The sequence below is a fragment of the Streptomyces sp. CNB091 genome (genome assembly GCF_000377965.1).
In genome coordinates this window covers 261,638-275,328 of record NZ_KB899001.1, presented here as the reverse complement: position 1 = coordinate 275,328, position 13,691 = coordinate 261,638, and the positions used below count along the sequence as shown (strand labels likewise).

General features: G+C 73.4%; 11 protein-coding genes. 5 read left to right on the top strand and 6 right to left on the bottom strand.

Going from position 1 to position 13,691, the window contains the following annotated elements; all coding sequences use genetic code 11:
* Positions 1-2: 2 nt before the first annotated feature.
* Positions 3-1,625, bottom strand: coding sequence for a carboxyl transferase domain-containing protein (locus D581_RS0122135; RefSeq protein ID WP_018959391.1), 1,623 nt, complete (start codon positions 1,623-1,625; stop codon positions 3-5).
* A gap of 148 nt (positions 1,626-1,773) precedes the next feature.
* Between D581_RS0122135 and D581_RS0122130 the strand changes: the two genes are divergently transcribed.
* Positions 1,774-2,391: an SACE_7040 family transcriptional regulator gene (locus tag D581_RS0122130; protein WP_018959390.1), complete on the top strand. Its 618-nt coding sequence runs from the start codon at positions 1,774-1,776 to the stop codon at positions 2,389-2,391.
* 103 nt (positions 2,392-2,494) lie between these two features.
* The gene (locus tag D581_RS0122125) at positions 2,495-3,160 is read left to right on the top strand and encodes a GOLPH3/VPS74 family protein (RefSeq protein ID WP_018959389.1); all 666 of its coding nucleotides are present in this window, start codon (positions 2,495-2,497) and stop codon (positions 3,158-3,160) included.
* 125 nt (positions 3,161-3,285) lie between these two features.
* On the opposite strand, the gene D581_RS0122120 is transcribed toward D581_RS0122125, so the two are convergent.
* On the bottom strand, positions 3,286-4,200 hold the full coding sequence (locus tag D581_RS0122120; RefSeq protein ID WP_018959388.1) for an NmrA family NAD(P)-binding protein: 915 nt from the start codon (positions 4,198-4,200) through the stop codon (positions 3,286-3,288).
* A 104-nt stretch (positions 4,201-4,304) separates the two neighbouring features.
* Here D581_RS0122120 and D581_RS0122115 point away from each other — a divergent pair, with 104 nt between their 5' ends.
* Complete coding sequence (locus D581_RS0122115) at positions 4,305-4,904, top strand: TetR/AcrR family transcriptional regulator (protein ID WP_018959387.1); 600 nt, start codon at positions 4,305-4,307, stop codon at positions 4,902-4,904.
* Between the two features lie 180 nt (positions 4,905-5,084).
* Here the strand turns inward: D581_RS0122115 and D581_RS0122110 are convergent, their stop codons facing one another.
* Positions 5,085-8,150: an acyltransferase family protein gene (locus D581_RS0122110; RefSeq protein ID WP_018959386.1), complete on the bottom strand. Its 3,066-nt coding sequence runs from the start codon at positions 8,148-8,150 to the stop codon at positions 5,085-5,087.
* A 23-nt stretch (positions 8,151-8,173) separates the two neighbouring features.
* Positions 8,174-9,904 carry a glycosyltransferase family 2 protein gene (locus D581_RS0122105; RefSeq protein WP_018959385.1) on the bottom strand — a complete coding sequence of 577 codons (1,731 nt, stop codon included), beginning with the start codon at positions 9,902-9,904 and terminating at the stop codon, positions 8,174-8,176.
* Between the two features lie 370 nt (positions 9,905-10,274).
* Here D581_RS0122105 and D581_RS0122100 point away from each other — a divergent pair, with 370 nt between their 5' ends.
* Both D581_RS0122100 and D581_RS0122095 read left to right on the top strand, forming a co-directional pair.
* Positions 10,275-11,096 (top strand): phosphatase, encoded by an 822-nt coding sequence (locus D581_RS0122100; protein ID WP_018959384.1) that lies wholly within the window; start codon positions 10,275-10,277, stop codon positions 11,094-11,096.
* A 102-nt stretch (positions 11,097-11,198) separates the two neighbouring features.
* Positions 11,199-11,633 carry a YdeI/OmpD-associated family protein gene (locus tag D581_RS0122095; protein ID WP_018959383.1) on the top strand — a complete coding sequence of 145 codons (435 nt, stop codon included), beginning with the start codon at positions 11,199-11,201 and terminating at the stop codon, positions 11,631-11,633.
* Between the two features lie 148 nt (positions 11,634-11,781).
* Here the strand turns inward: D581_RS0122095 and D581_RS0122090 are convergent, their stop codons facing one another.
* Both D581_RS0122090 and D581_RS0122085 read right to left on the bottom strand, forming a co-directional pair.
* On the bottom strand, positions 11,782-12,762 hold the full coding sequence (locus tag D581_RS0122090; RefSeq protein WP_026290782.1) for a cation diffusion facilitator family transporter: 981 nt from the start codon (positions 12,760-12,762) through the stop codon (positions 11,782-11,784).
* Positions 12,763-12,800: 38 nt separating this feature from the next.
* The gene (locus tag D581_RS0122085; protein WP_018959381.1) at positions 12,801-13,685 is read right to left on the bottom strand and encodes an acyl-CoA thioesterase; all 885 of its coding nucleotides are present in this window, start codon (positions 13,683-13,685) and stop codon (positions 12,801-12,803) included.
* Between the last annotated feature and the right edge of the window lie 6 nt (positions 13,686-13,691).

Genomic DNA, 13,691 nt, shown 5'->3' with positions numbered 1-13,691 from the left:
CCTCACATCCGGAAGACGCCGAAGCCGGGCCCGGCCGGGTCCTTCTGGGGCAGCGGGGCATTGGCGCAGGCCGTGAGCGCGAGGCCCAGGACCTGCCGGGTGTCCACGGGGTCGATCACACCGTCGTCCCAGAGCCGGGCGGTCGCGTAGTAGGCGTTGCCCTGGGTCTCGTACTGGGCGCGGATCGGGGCCTTGAACGTCTCCTCGTCCTCGGGGCTCCAGTCGTCGCCGAGCTGGTCGCGCTTGACGGTCGCCAGCACGGAGGCGGCCTGCTCGCCGCCCATCACCGAGATCTTGGCGTTCGGCCACATCCACAGGAAGCGGGGGCTGTAGGCCCGGCCGCACATCGAATAATTGCCCGCGCCGTACGAACCGCCGACCACGACCGTCAGCTTCGGCACGCGGGTGCAGGCCACGGCCGTGACCATCTTCGCGCCGTGCTTGGCGATGCCTCCTGCCTCGTAGTCCCGGCCGACCATGAAGCCGGAGATGTTCTGGAGGAAGACGAGGGGGATGCCGCGCTGGTCGCACAGCTCGATGAAGTGCGCGCCCTTCTGGGCCGACTCGGAGAACAGGATCCCGTTGTTCGCGACGATCCCGACCGGATGGCCGTGGATCCGGGCGAAGCCGGTGATCAGCGTCTGCCCGTACTCCGCCTTGAACTCCTGGAAGCGCGAGCCGTCCACCACGCGCGCGATGACCTCGCGTACGTCGTACGGCGTCCGGGAGTCCACCGGGACCGCGCCGTACAGCCCGGCCGGGTCCACCTTCGGCTCCTCGGCCGGCTCGACCGTCCAGGGGAGCGGGGCGCGGTCCGGGAGGGTCGCGACGATGTTGCGGACGATCCGCAGGGCGTGCGCGTCGTCCTCCGCGAGGTGGTCGGTGACCCCCGACGTACGGGAGTGGACCTCGCCGCCGCCCAGCTCCTCCGCCGTGACGATCTCGCCGGTGGCGGCCTTCACCAGCGGCGGGCCGCCGAGGAAGATCGTGCCCTGGTTCCGGACGATGACGGCCTCGTCGCTCATCGCCGGGACGTACGCTCCGCCCGCCGTGCAGGAGCCCAGCACCGCCGCGATCTGCGGGATGCCGGCCCCCGACATCCGGGCCTGGTTGTAGAAGATCCGCCCGAAGTGGTCCCGGTCGGGGAAGACCTCGTCCTGCATCGGCAGGAACGCGCCGCCCGAGTCGACCAGATAGAGGCAGGGGAGACGGTTCTCCAGCGCCACTTCCTGGGCGCGCAGGTGCTTCTTCACGGTCATCGGGTAGTACGTGCCGCCCTTGACGGTCGCGTCATTGGCGACGATCACGCACTCCCGGCCGCTGACCCGGCCGATCCCGGCGATCACGCCGGCGGCCGGGGCGGCGTCCCCGTACAGCCCCTCGGCGGCCAGCGGGGCCAGCTCCAGGAACGGCGAACCCGGGTCGAGGAGGGTGTCCACCCGGTCCCGGGGGAGCAGCTTGCCGCGCGCCTCGTGGCGGGCCCGAGCCTTCTCACCCCCGCCCAGCCGTGCCGTGGCGAGGCGTCCCGCCAGCTCGTCGGAGAGCGCGCGATGAGCCGCCTCGTTGGCCTGCCAGGCCTCCGAGGCGGGATCGGCCGCGCTCGCCAGGACCGGTGCCTGCTGCATCGTGTCGAGCCCCCTTGCCCGTACCGCGATAGTCAACCGCTGCTGTCTCTGCTGACACTGTTGTCAGTGCTGGCACTGCTGTTAGTGATCGTTAACGCGTTTCCCTCAGGTTAACGAGCGCTAACGACCCTGTCTAGAATGAATCCTCATGAGCACCCATGCCGCCGCCCGCGTCGCGGCCCCCACCCGCCGCGAGCAGATCCTCCGGGAGGCCGCCCGCCTCTTCGCCGAGCGCGGCTTCCACGGCGTCGGCGTCGACGAGATAGGCGCCGCCGTCGGGATCAGCGGTCCCGGTCTCTACCGTCATTTCCCCGGCAAGGACGCGATGCTCGCCGAGCTCCTGGTGGGCATCAGCGAACGGCTGCTGGAGGGCGGCCGTATGCGGGTGTCGGAGGACGCCGCCCGGGGCGACGGCTCCCCGGAGGCCCTCCTGGACGCGCTCATCGAGGGCCACATCGACTTCGCCCTCGACGACCGCCCCCTGATCACCCTCCACGACCGCGAGCTGGACCGGCTGCGCGACACGGACCGCAAGCGGGTGCGCCGGCTCCAGCGCGAGTACGTCGAGGTCTGGGTCGGCGTCGTCCGCGCCCTCTACCCGTCGCTGGCCGAGAACCGGGCCCGTGTCACCGTGCACGCCGTCTTCGGCCTGCTGAACTCCACCCCGCACCTGGCCCGCCCCGAGACCCTGCCCGGCCGGGCGGTGACCGCTGCCCTGCTGCACCGGCTGGCCCGGGGCGCCTTCGCCGCCGCGGAACCATCCTGAGCAGCGGTTTCGCCTCTTGAGTAGCGGTTTCGCCTCCTGAGCAACCCCGGACCGGGCTCGCGCGTCTGTCCGTTCGACACCTAACGATGCGGGGAGTCGCACCATGGCCGTCTCACTGGGCGAAGAGATCATGCTGCTGTCGCTGGACGACACGACCGGCGCGGCGAAGGGGGAGACCGCCGCCCGCTGGGGCGTGGCGGCAGGCATGCTCCTGGAGCTGGTCATGGCGGGCCGCGTCACGGTGAAGGGCGGCCGCGTCGAGGTCTTCGACCCGTCCCCCACGGGCGATCCGCTCCTGGACGGACGGCTCGACCGGCTGACGCGCTGGGTCCACGGGGCGTCCAGCAGCCGCAAGGTCACCGACTGGCTGACCCGGGACCACGCCAAGGGCTCCCAGGACGTCGTGGAGAGCCTCTGCGCCCGCGGTCTGGTGACCGAGGAGAAGCACCGGGCCCTCGGCGTCTTCCCCGTGCGCCGCTACCCGGAGGCCGACGGGACCGTCGAGCGGGAGCTGCGCGCCCGGCTGGCCGCCGCGGTGCTGCACGGGGCCGAGCCGGACGCCCGCACCAGCTCCCTCGTCGCCCTGCTGCACGCCACGGGCATGCACCCCCAGGCCTTCCCCGGTCTGCCGAAGAAGCAGGTCGCCCCGCGCATGGCCCACATCGCCGAAGGGCACTGGGCGGGCGTGAGCGTGGGCGAGGCGATCCGCAACCTCCAGGCGGCGATCTCCACGGTGACCGTGGTGACGGTGCTCTCCGTGGTGACGTAGGGCGGCACCTGGGTCGCATCCGGGGCCGCCTTCCCGCCGCATCCGGGCCGCACTCGGGCCGCATCCGGGCCGCATCCGGGCCGCACTCGGGCCCCCCGGGGGAAGCACCCGGGCCGAGGCGGCCGTCAGGCCCGCGCAGCTGTCAGGTGCCGGTCCGCCCAGGCGGCGAACGAGGTCACCGGAATCCCCAGCTCCGTGGCGAGTTCGGGACGGGCCGGCTGCGTGAGGGCATTGCTCCACAGGTGTCCGGCGCCCCAGGCGGGCATCCCCGCCGCGAGGGCCTCGTCGAGATCCATGGACGGGGCCTCCACCGGCACGCCCCACGCGGTGGACAGCACCCCGGCCACCTGCTCCATCGTGAGCCGGTCGCCCGCGAGTTCCAGCTCCACCCCGTGGAAGCGGTCGGGGTCCCGTACGGCGTGGGCGACGGCCGCGCCGATGTCCTCGCAGGCCACCAGCGCCAGGGTCGTGTCCGGCCGGATCACCGTCGCGAGACCGCCGCCGGGGCCGTCCGGCGCCAGCTGGGGCAGGTTCTCCATGAAGAACGCGGGCTTGACCACGGTCCAACGGGCGAAGCCCGCCCCGCGCACCGCCTCCAGGATGGCCTGCTTGGTGTCGAAGTAGGGCTCCATCGCCTCCCAGTGGCCCTCCGCCCAGCCCGGCGTCTGAGTGTGCACGCCGACCCCGCTGGTCGAGGACTGCACGAACTGCGGCACGCCCGCCGCCCGCGCCGCCTCGATGAGGTGCGTCGCCTGCGCCAGCTCCCCGGCGAAGTCGACGCCGCTCTCGCTCATCGGCGGCATCTGCACCGAGAACACGGCCCGGACGCCCGCGCAGGCCGCGTCCAGGGAGGACCGGTCGGCCAGATCGCCGGTCACCAGCTCGATCCCCAACGCCTCGACGTCCTTCGCGCGCTGCGTGTGCGGGTCGCGCACCAGGGCGCGCACCGGGATGCCGGCGGCCAGCAGGGCCCGTGCGGTGGCCCCGCCCTGGCGGCCGGTGGCGCCGGTGACCAGGACAGGGGCGGTACGTGATGCCATGGGGATATCTCCTCGCAAACCGGGGAACGCAAAACGGCGGGGCCCGCCGTTTCCTCCCGGCTACGATATGGCGGGGCCCACCACTTAGCAACTGGAGTGAGAACGTGACCGGTCAGCGCGCGGACGCCCGCCGCAACTACAGCCGCATCCTCGCCGTGGCGGAGGCCGAGGTCGCCCGGCACGGAGCCGCCGCCTCCCTCGAACAGGTCGCCCGCACGGCAGGCGTCGGCTCCGCCACCGTGCGCCGTCACTTCCCCACCCGCCAGGCCCTCCTGGACGCGGTCTTCCAGGAGCGCATCCAGGCCCTCTGCGGGCGCGCGGCCGAGCTGAGCCGGACCGAGGACAGCCGTACCGCCCTGCTGGACTGGCTGCGCGCCTTCGTGGAGTACGCCGTCTCCGCCCGGGGGTTCGCGGACGCGCTGACCTACGAGCCGCCGACCGATGCGCCCTCGACCGACGCGCGTGCCGGTGACGCGCGTGCCGGTGACGCGCCGCACTCCTGCGGCGCGGTGCTCGACAGCGCGGCCGCCCCCCTGCTCCGGCGGGCGCTGCGCGACGGGACGGTCAGGCCGGGCGTCACCTTCCACGACCTGATCACCCTGGTCGTCGGCATCGCCCTGGCCACCGAGCACTACGCCGAGCCGTCGGTCCAGGCCGACCGCCTCTTCACGCTCGCGGTCGAAGGCCTCAGCCCCAGCCCGTGAACGCCGGGCGGCGGGGCGCCCCCGGTCGGTCGGCCCGGGCCCTGACCGAGCCCCGGACGTGGTCGGCCCGCCCTGTTCCGACCCATCCCGTCTCGGCCCGCCCTGTTCCGGCCCGCCAGCCGGCCGGAGCCGCCCAGCCCCTGACGGGCCGGGGCGAGAGGTGACCCGCGGCCCCCTGGGTCAGCCGGCCCGGCCCTTGACCGAGACCCTGACCCGGTCGACGCGCATCGCGTGACCCGGCTCGGTCGCGGGGCCCACCGTCGCCCCGTCGGCCTCCGGCAGCTTGCCGCCGACCGCCACGTTCAGGATCAGGAACGCCCCGTGGTCCACGGCCCGCTTCCAGGTCCCGGCGTCCATCGCGTCGGCCCGCACCCGGTGGTACACCCGGTCGTCCAGGTACCAGCGCACCTCCTCCGCCCCGGGGGAGAGGTCGACCTCGACGGCGTACGTGCGGAACGCCCCACGGCAGTCCGCGCACGCCTGAGGTCCCGACGTCAGCCCCACGGGCTCCTCGCACGGCCCGCCCTCCAGGACCCCGCAGTGCATCGAGCCGAAGAAGGCGTCCCGGCCGTTGACCGACTCCATCACGTCCAGCTCGCCGACCCCGGGCCAGCCGGTGTACCCGTCGCGCAGGTCCGCGCCCAGGGTCCAGAACGCCGGCCAGTAGCCCGCCGCCTTCGGCCCCGTCACGTCCGGCAGCGCGATCGACGCCTCGATCCGCAGCACCCCGCCGGGCGGCGGCGCGAAGTCGGACCGCACGGTCGTGATCCGGCCCGAACTCCACTGCCCGCCCTTCCTGGTGGGCACGATCTCCAGGGCGCCCTTCCCGTCCAGGCGCACGTTGTCGGTCGAGTCGGTCATGGTCTCGATCTCGCCGGTGCCCCACCGAGGCGCCGGGCAGCCGGGGTAGCAGGTGCCGAGGTCGTGACTCCAGTGCGTGGGGGAGGGGCGGCTGTTCGCCGGCCCGTCGAAGTCGTCCCGCAGCAGCTCGGTCCAGCCGTCCGCCCCGGGCGCGGCGGAAGGTGCGGGAGCGGGGGCGCCGGCCGGGGGCAGTGCGCCCGACTCCGTCAGCAGCCGCTCCAGCCGGGGGGCCAGCACGATGGCCGCCACGTTCGTCAGATGGGCGTCGTCCCGGTAGAGCAGGATCCGGTCCCGTACCGCCGGACAGGTCGGGCCGTCCCCCGGGCACAGCACCTGGTTCACGCCGACGGACCGCACGCCCGGCACCGCGCCCGCCGTGATGCGCCGCGCCAGTCCGTCCGCCGGGACCGCCTCGGCCCGGCTGAACGCGCAGGCGGCGGTGGAGTCCGGAGCGCCGGACACGCACGCGGGAATGTCCGTCCCCGGTACGGGGGTGTCCTCGATGTACACGATCGGCGCGCCGGTCGCCCGCAGCGGCTTCAGCGTCTTCTCCCAGGCGGCGGAGAGGAGTTCACGGTCGGCGGTGTACCGGTTGAGCGAGGCGATCACGATCAGCCGGGGCTTCGGCCCCGTACGCAACCGGTCCAGGGCGTCGGCTCGCCAGGTGGCGCACTCCCGGTACTCGCGCCCCAACTGGGTGTTCTTCACGGTCAGTTCCGGTAGCGGGCAGCCCTGCTTCACCAGCTCCTGGAGCGCCCAGCCGCGCTGGGAGGCCAGCGCGAGCAGCGGGGAGAACCACTGCCCGGCGTGCGAGTCGCCGAGCAGGACGACGCGGTCGGGGCTGTCCACCGCCCCGAACAGGCACTTCGGGCTGCGGGTCACCGCCGGGGCGACCTGGCAGGCCCCGTCCGGCGGGAAGTCCTTGCGCGCCTGGGCCGGCCCCGGCACCAGCGGGCCGTCCGCGAGCGGGGACCCGTCGGCCCGGGCGAGCAGCGAGGGGCCGGCGGCCGCGCCCGGCGGGAGGCCCTTGGCGTCGACGGGGGTGGCCGGGCCCATCAGGTGCAGGGTCGTGGTGCCGACGACCAGCGCGAGCACCACCGGCAGGACGATGGCGGAGACCCCCACCGCCAGTCCCCGGCGCGGGAGTTCGGAGACCGTACGGCTGCGGCGCAGCGGCTGCTCGACCCAGCGCATCGTGGCGAGGGCGGGCAGCGCGGCGGCCAGTGTCAGCGCCGTCTTCGCGGGCCAGCCGAGCGCCCCGAGGCGCGCTTCGGCGAGGACGAGTACCGGCCAGTGCCACAGGTAGAGGTTGTAGGAGAGCCGCCCGACCGCCCGAGGGGCCCGGCCGCTCAGCAACCGCCCGACACCATGGGCCCCTTGGGCCTCGCGCTTGCCCCGGCCCGGGATCGCGGCGAGGATCACGGCGGCCGTGCCCAGGGTGGGGACGAGCGCCGCGTAGCCGGGGTACGGGGTCGACGCGTCGTACGACACGACGCACCAGACGATCGCCGCGGCCCCCGCCCACCCGCAGACCAGCCGCAGCGGGCGCGGCCCGCGCAGCAGGTGCCAGGGCAGCAGCGCCAGCAGCGCGCCGACGGCGAACTGCCAGACCCGCGAGGGGGTTCCGAGATACGCCAGCGAGACGGAGTCCCGCGTCCAGTGCAGGGACAGCGCGAACGAGGCGAGCGCCACCGCAACTGTTGCGAGCGCCACGACCGCGCGCACGGCCCGGCCCCGGCGGACCGCACGGGCGGCGACGAGCACGATCACCGCCAGCAGCGGGGCCCAGAACAGGTAGAACTGCTCCTCGACAGCCAGCGACCAGAAGTGCAGCAGCGGACTCTGGTCGTGCCCGGCGGCCAGGTAGTCGGTCTGCTGGGAGACGAACCGCCAGTTGGCGACGGACAGCGCCGCCGCGAGGACGTCCTGCTCCAGGTCGGCGCGGAGCAGCGGTACGGTCAGCCACGCCCCGGCCACCGCGACGGCGGCGAGGACGACGGCGGCCGACGGCAGCAGTCGGCGGGCCCGGCGGGAGAAGAAGTCGCCGAGCCGGATCCGGCCGGTGGCGATCGCCTCCCGGACCAGGAGCCCGGTGATCAGATAGCCGGAGATGACGAAGAAGACGTCCACCCCGACGAAGCCGCCCGCCGTCCCGGGTATCTGCGCGTGGAAGGCGAGGACCGCGAGGACGGCGACGGCGCGCAGCCCCTCGATGTCGGGGCGGAACGTGGACCGGTGCGGACTGGGCCCGGACTCGCTGCCCGAGCTGCCCGGGTTGCCCGAGTTGCCCGAACCGATGGGGGTCCCCGGACGCGGAGGTGCGGCCGATGGCGGCTGGGGAGCGGACCGCTTCCGGCGGGGGCCGTGGGCGAGGAGGAACGGCATCGGGTGGCGCCTTTCGGTGCGGCTCAACTCAGCCACGGGAGCATCGGGTCGACCCACCCGGAGGCGAGCAGGCCGGTGAGCAGGAGGACGGCGGTGGCGGCGAGGGCCTCGGGCCACCGGCGGGGCAGCACACCCGCCCGGGGCCGGGTCCGGGGCCGAGTAGGGGGCCCGATCCGCGAACGGTGGATGGCGGGCGACCCGACGTCGACGGCCTCGGCGGGTGCCCGGCCGTCCGGCCGCAGCTCGGTCAGCAGGTCCCGGATCAGGGGCACGTTGATCTGGAGCTGGACCAGGAGGTAGAGGCCGAGGCCCCAGGCGGGCTCCCAGCCGTTGCGGGCCACCACCAGCGCGAGGCCCCCGGCGGCGGCCCCGTTCGACAGGACCAGCCAGACCAGCGAGACGCCCACGACCCGGCGGGCCATCGAACCCGAACTCCCGCTGCTCCGGACCCCCGTGGGCACCCAGGCGGCGCTGCGGCCCCGCAGGGTGTGCCAGAACGCGGTGGCGGCGGCCACGCTGGTGAGGACGTTGGCGCGGATGACCTCGACCCGCCACCGGGTGCGGCTGATCCGGGGCAGCAGCACATGCCACAGCCACAGCGGGGCGAGCAGCGGCAGCACGTGCCAGGGGCGGATGTGGTCCGGGTACCAGAACATCATCACCAGCGGCGGCAGCGGGGCGGCGAAGGTGTTCACGGCCGTGGTCAGGTAGCCGACGACGCCCTCGTAGAAGCAGAGCCGCATCCGCCACGGCGCGCCCATGCGCTTGAGGACGGGGGTGCCGAGGAGGTGCAGGTTGCCCATCGCCCACCGGTACTGCTGGTTGACGAACGAGGTGACGGTGTCGGGCGAGGTGCCCTTGGCGACCAGGACGGGGACGTACTGGGTACGGAAACCCCGCTCGTGCAGGGCGAGTCCGGTGTAGAGGTCCTCGCTGTGGTCGAGCCGGGCGAAGCCGCCCGCCAGGTCGATCGCGGAGCGGCGGTAGACGGCGTTGCTGCCGCAGCAGATCGCCGCGTCGCTGGCGTCCCGCGAGGGCTGGATCCAGCGGAAGAACCACTCCTGTGCGGCCCCGGCGGCGCGCTGGATCCAGTCCATGCCCGCGTCGGTGTCGAAGCACTGCGGGCTCTGCACGATGCCGACGGCCGGGTCCGCGAGGTACGGGACCAGATGGCGCAGGAAGTCCGGCCGGGGCGCGAAGTCCGCGTCCAGGATCGCGATGTACTCGGCCCCGGACAGCGTGAGCGCGTGGTTGAGGTTCCCCGCCTTCTTCAGGTGGCCCCGGTCGGGGCGTACGACGTACCGGTAGCCGTGCTCGGCCGCCAGGGCCGCCACCTCGGCCCGGTCGGCGTCGTCCAGCACCCAGACGGTGAGCCCGTCGGGCCAGTCGAGGGCGGCGACCGCGCGGTAGGCGTTGGCGAGGACGGGCAGCGGCTCGCCGCAGGTCGGAAGATAGAGGTCCACGCCCGGCAGTGCGGCGGGCCGCCAGGCGCGGACGAGCACCTCGTGCGAGGCCCGGGTCAGCCGGCGCTGGCGGAGGCTGTTCACGGAGGACAGCAGCAGGGCCACGACGTTCAGCCCGAGGATCGCGAGGAAGGCCCACAGCGCGGGGGTCCGTAACGCGAAGGTGAACATGGTCGCCGCAGTGAAGACGAAGGCCAGCGAACTGCTCACCAGCACCCACCGGCGTTGCGGCCCGAAGTACCAGTAGAGCTCGTCGTCGGACGGAGGTTGCGGAAGGTGATGCACGGTCATAAAGCCCCCCACGGCTGTGTATGTGCCCGTTTCAGGTGGCCCACCCTAATGCCAAAGGTATAGACCACTCAGTCCGAAAGCGCCCCGACGGAGAGAATCGGACACCGCTTTGGCGCGACTCAATTGGTCCAGACCTCTGGGTGGTTCTATTCGAGCCCGACGCCCGCCCGACGGGGGAAGAAGCAGGTCACGCGGGGGTGAACAGTCCCCGAAGACTTGCCGGGCCGGACGTGCGGGCCGGACGCGTGAACGGCTGTCGGCCCGCACGTCCGGCCGGAAGCGGACCCTCCGCCGGACGGAACGCCCGGCACATCCGTCCGCCGGGCAAGACACCGGGAACACCCCGCACACCGGACGGCACAATGGGTCCATGCCGATACCCAGCCGCGCCGCCCTCGTCGACCACCTCGTCCGTACGCGTATCGCGGGGGACGTCGCCACGCCACGCGACAACAACCTCTCCCACTACCGCAAGCTCGCCAACGGCGACCGCCACTACTGGCTGGGCCTGGAGCTGGGCGACCGCTGGACCGACGAGCAGGACGTGCTCGCCGTGATGGCCGAGCGCTGCGGCGTCAACGACGACCCGGCGCACCGGCAGGGCCAGGACACCATCGACCCGGAGCTGACGGTCGACGCCCTGGAGCGGATGGCGGCCCGGCTGCGCAAGGCCGCGGACGGCCGCGAGCGCGTCCTGTTCGCCACCGGGCACCCCGGCGGCATGCTGGACGTGCACCGGCAGACGGCGGACGCGCTGCGCCGCGCGGGTTGCGAGATCGTCCGTATCCCGTCCGGGCTGATGGCGGACGAGGGCATGGTCTTCCAGTTCGCCGATGTCGCGATGCTGGAACGCGGGGCGACCCTCTGGCACACCCACTCCCCGGCCCCCATGGCCGCCATCCTGGACGCCATGGCCCACCTGGGCCGCCCGCTGCCCGACCTGGTCGTCGCCGACCACGGCTGGGCGGGCTGCGCCGGACAGCGCGGGCTGGACGCGATCGGTTACGCGGACTGCAACGACCCGGCCCTGTTCCTCGGCGAGGCGGAGGGCACCCTCCAGGTCACGGTCCCGCTGGACGACCACGTCACCGACCCGCGCTTCTACGACCCGATGACGGAGTACCTGCTGCACGCGGCGGGGCTGCTGGAGGAGGAGCCGGCGGAGGAACCCGCGGAGGAGCCCGCCGCGTGAGGGAAGGCGACGAGGGCGTGTCCGGCGATGAGTTTCGGGCCCGGCGGGCGTCTTCACTGACACGACGCAGACGTGGCACGACGCAGACGTAAGGGGCAGGCCATGAAGTTCAGCACGACGATGTTCCGGACCGGGAACAACACGGGCATCGAGGTGCCGGAGGCCGTGGTCGAGGCCCTCGGCGAGGGAAAGCGCCCCCCGGTGAACGTCACGGTCAACGGGTACGCCTACCGCTCGACGATCGCCCCGATGGGCGGGCGGTACCTCATCCCGTTCAGCGCCGACAAGCGCGCGGAGACCGGCATCGGCGGCGGGGACGCCATCGAGGTGGAGCTGACCCTCGACACCGCGTCCCGCACGGTGGAGCCGCCCGAGGACCTGGCGGCGGCGCTGGTCGCGGCCCCCGGGGCGGCGGATGCGTTCGCCGCGCTCTCGCCCAGCCGGCAGAAGGCGTACGTCACGTCCGTCGAGGGAGCGAAGGCGCGGGAGACGCGGGAGCGGCGGATCGCGAAGACGGTGGCGGAGCTGACGCCGTAGGGAGCAGGGCGGGTGGCGCAGCCGATGCCGCAAGCGTCAGGAGCCGGGGTGCTGCCGGCCTCGGGCGCCCACGCCGCAAGCGGCAGGAGCCGATGCCACCGGCCTCAGGAGCCGACGCCGCAAGCCTCAGGAGCCGACGCCGCCGGCCTCAGGCACCGGGGCGCTGCTGCTGCCGCCGCAGCCGCTGCGCCCGCCCCGGCGTCGGGTCCAGGTAGACCCGCCGCACCGACGGGAACCGCTCGCGCAACTGCGCCTCCGCCTCCTCGCAGGCCCACTCGACCTCCGTGGCGGTGGCCATGTCCCGGAAGTCGATCTTCGCGGCGATCAGGATCTCGGACGGCCCCTGGATGAGCGTGGTCAGTTCCAGTACGTCCACGATGTGCGGCACCGACAGCAGCTCCTCGCGCACCCCGGACCGTATCGCCGGGGGCAGCGGCCGTCCGATGAGCAGCTGCGCGTTGGTGCGGCCGAGCACCCAGGCCACGTACACGAGCAGCAGGCCGATCAGGCAGGACGCGATCCCGTCCCAGACCCCCGAGCCCGAGAGCTGCCCGCCGAGCAGTCCGCCCGCCGCCAGCAGCAGCCCGATCAGGGCCGCCGAGTCCTCCATCACGACGGCCTTCACCGCCGTGTCCGGGGTGTGGCGCAGGTAGTACGCGTCCGGCACCCGCAGCCGGGACGCCTCACGCCGCACCTGCTTGACCCCGGTGCGCAGCGAGTAGCCCTCCAGGAGGAAGGCGACGCCGAGGACGAGGTAGGAGACGAGCGGGTCGCCCAGCTCCTCGCCCTCGATCAGGGTGTGGATGCCGTCGTAGAGGGAGAAGACGGCTCCGCCGACGAAGGTGGCGATGGAGGCGAGCATCGCCCAGATGTAGCGCTCGGGGCCGTGACCGAGCGGGTGCTCCTCGTCGGCCGGCTTCTCGCTCCGCTTGAGCGCGGCGAGGAGCATGACCTCGGTGACGGTGTCGGCGACCGAGTGGGCCGCCTCGGAGAGCATCGCGCTGGAGCCGCTGATCAGCCCGGCGACGGCCTTCGCCACGGCGATGCCGAGATTGGCGACGGCCGCCACGATCACCGTGAACGTGGACTCCCCTCCATCAGCTTCACTGTCCGCTCTCGCGTCGCTCATGGTGGGGAGTATGTCCGAAATAGACCTTTAGGTGGTGCTCATCGCCGGGGGATACGGACGACGCCTTCCTGGATGACGGTGATCGCGAGGCGCCCGTCGGCGGTGTGGATGCGGGCCTGGCCGAGCCCGCGGCCGCCGGAGGCGGAGGGCGACTCCTGGTCGTACAGCAGCCACTCGTCCGCCCGGAACGGCCGGTGGAACCACATCGCGTGGTCCAGGCTCGCGCCGACCACGTCCCCGACCGCCCAGCCGCCCCGCCCATGGGCGAGGAGCACCGAGTCGAGCAGGGTCATGTCGGAGACGTACGTCGCCAGGCAGACGTGCAGCAACGGGTCGTCCGCGAGCTTGCCGTTCGTGCGGAACCACACCTGGGACCGGGGTTCGCGCGCCTCGCCCACCGTGCCGAACGGCGGCGCGTCCACGTACCGGAGGTCCACCGCGGCCCGCGCCTCGATCAGCCGGTCCACGACCTCCGGATCGCTGAATCGGTCCGCGTACCGGGGCAGCATCTCGGCGGCCGTCGGCAGGGTCTCCGGGTCAGTCGCGGCGGGCATCGGCGCCTGGTGCTCCATGCCCTCCTCGTACGCCTGGAAAGAGGCGGAGAGGTGGAAGATCGGCTGCCCGTGCTGGACGGCGACGACGCGGCGGGTGGTGAAGGACCGCCCGTCGCGGATGCGGTCGACGCTGTAGACGATGGGCGCGCCGGGGTCGCCCGCCCGCAGGAAGTACGCGTGCAGGGAGTGGGCGGCCCGGTCGGCGGGGACGGTGCGGCCCGCGGCGACGAGCGCCTGGGCCGCGACCTGGCCGCCGAAGACCCGGGGCACGACCGCGCTGCGGCTCACGCCCCGGAAGATGTCCCGCTCGATCCGCTCCAGGTCGAGCAGGTGGAGCAGATCGAGCAGGGGGTCGGGACTCTCGTTCATGGAGGG

Bases quoted from the DNA above. Each gene is read 5' to 3' on its own strand.
- D581_RS0122135 (WP_018959391.1), bottom strand. From the start codon at position 1,625: ATGCAGCAGGCACCGGTCCTGGCGAGCGCGGCCGATCCCGCCTCGGAG.
- D581_RS0122130 (WP_018959390.1), top strand. From the start codon at position 1,774: ATGAGCACCCATGCCGCCGCCCGCGTCGCGGCCCCCACCCGCCGCGAG.
- D581_RS0122125 (WP_018959389.1), top strand. From the start codon at position 2,495: ATGGCCGTCTCACTGGGCGAAGAGATCATGCTGCTGTCGCTGGACGAC.
- D581_RS0122120 (WP_018959388.1), bottom strand. From the start codon at position 4,200: ATGGCATCACGTACCGCCCCTGTCCTGGTCACCGGCGCCACCGGCCGC.
- D581_RS0122110 (WP_018959386.1), bottom strand. From the start codon at position 8,150: ATGCCGTTCCTCCTCGCCCACGGCCCCCGCCGGAAGCGGTCCGCTCCC.
- D581_RS0122105 (WP_018959385.1), bottom strand. From the start codon at position 9,904: ATGACCGTGCATCACCTTCCGCAACCTCCGTCCGACGACGAGCTCTAC.
- D581_RS0122100 (WP_018959384.1), top strand. From the start codon at position 10,275: ATGCCGATACCCAGCCGCGCCGCCCTCGTCGACCACCTCGTCCGTACG.
- D581_RS0122095 (WP_018959383.1), top strand. From the start codon at position 11,199: ATGAAGTTCAGCACGACGATGTTCCGGACCGGGAACAACACGGGCATC.
- D581_RS0122090 (WP_026290782.1), bottom strand. From the start codon at position 12,762: ATGAGCGACGCGAGAGCGGACAGTGAAGCTGATGGAGGGGAGTCCACG.
- D581_RS0122085 (WP_018959381.1), bottom strand. From the start codon at position 13,685: ATGAACGAGAGTCCCGACCCCCTGCTCGATCTGCTCCACCTGCTCGAC.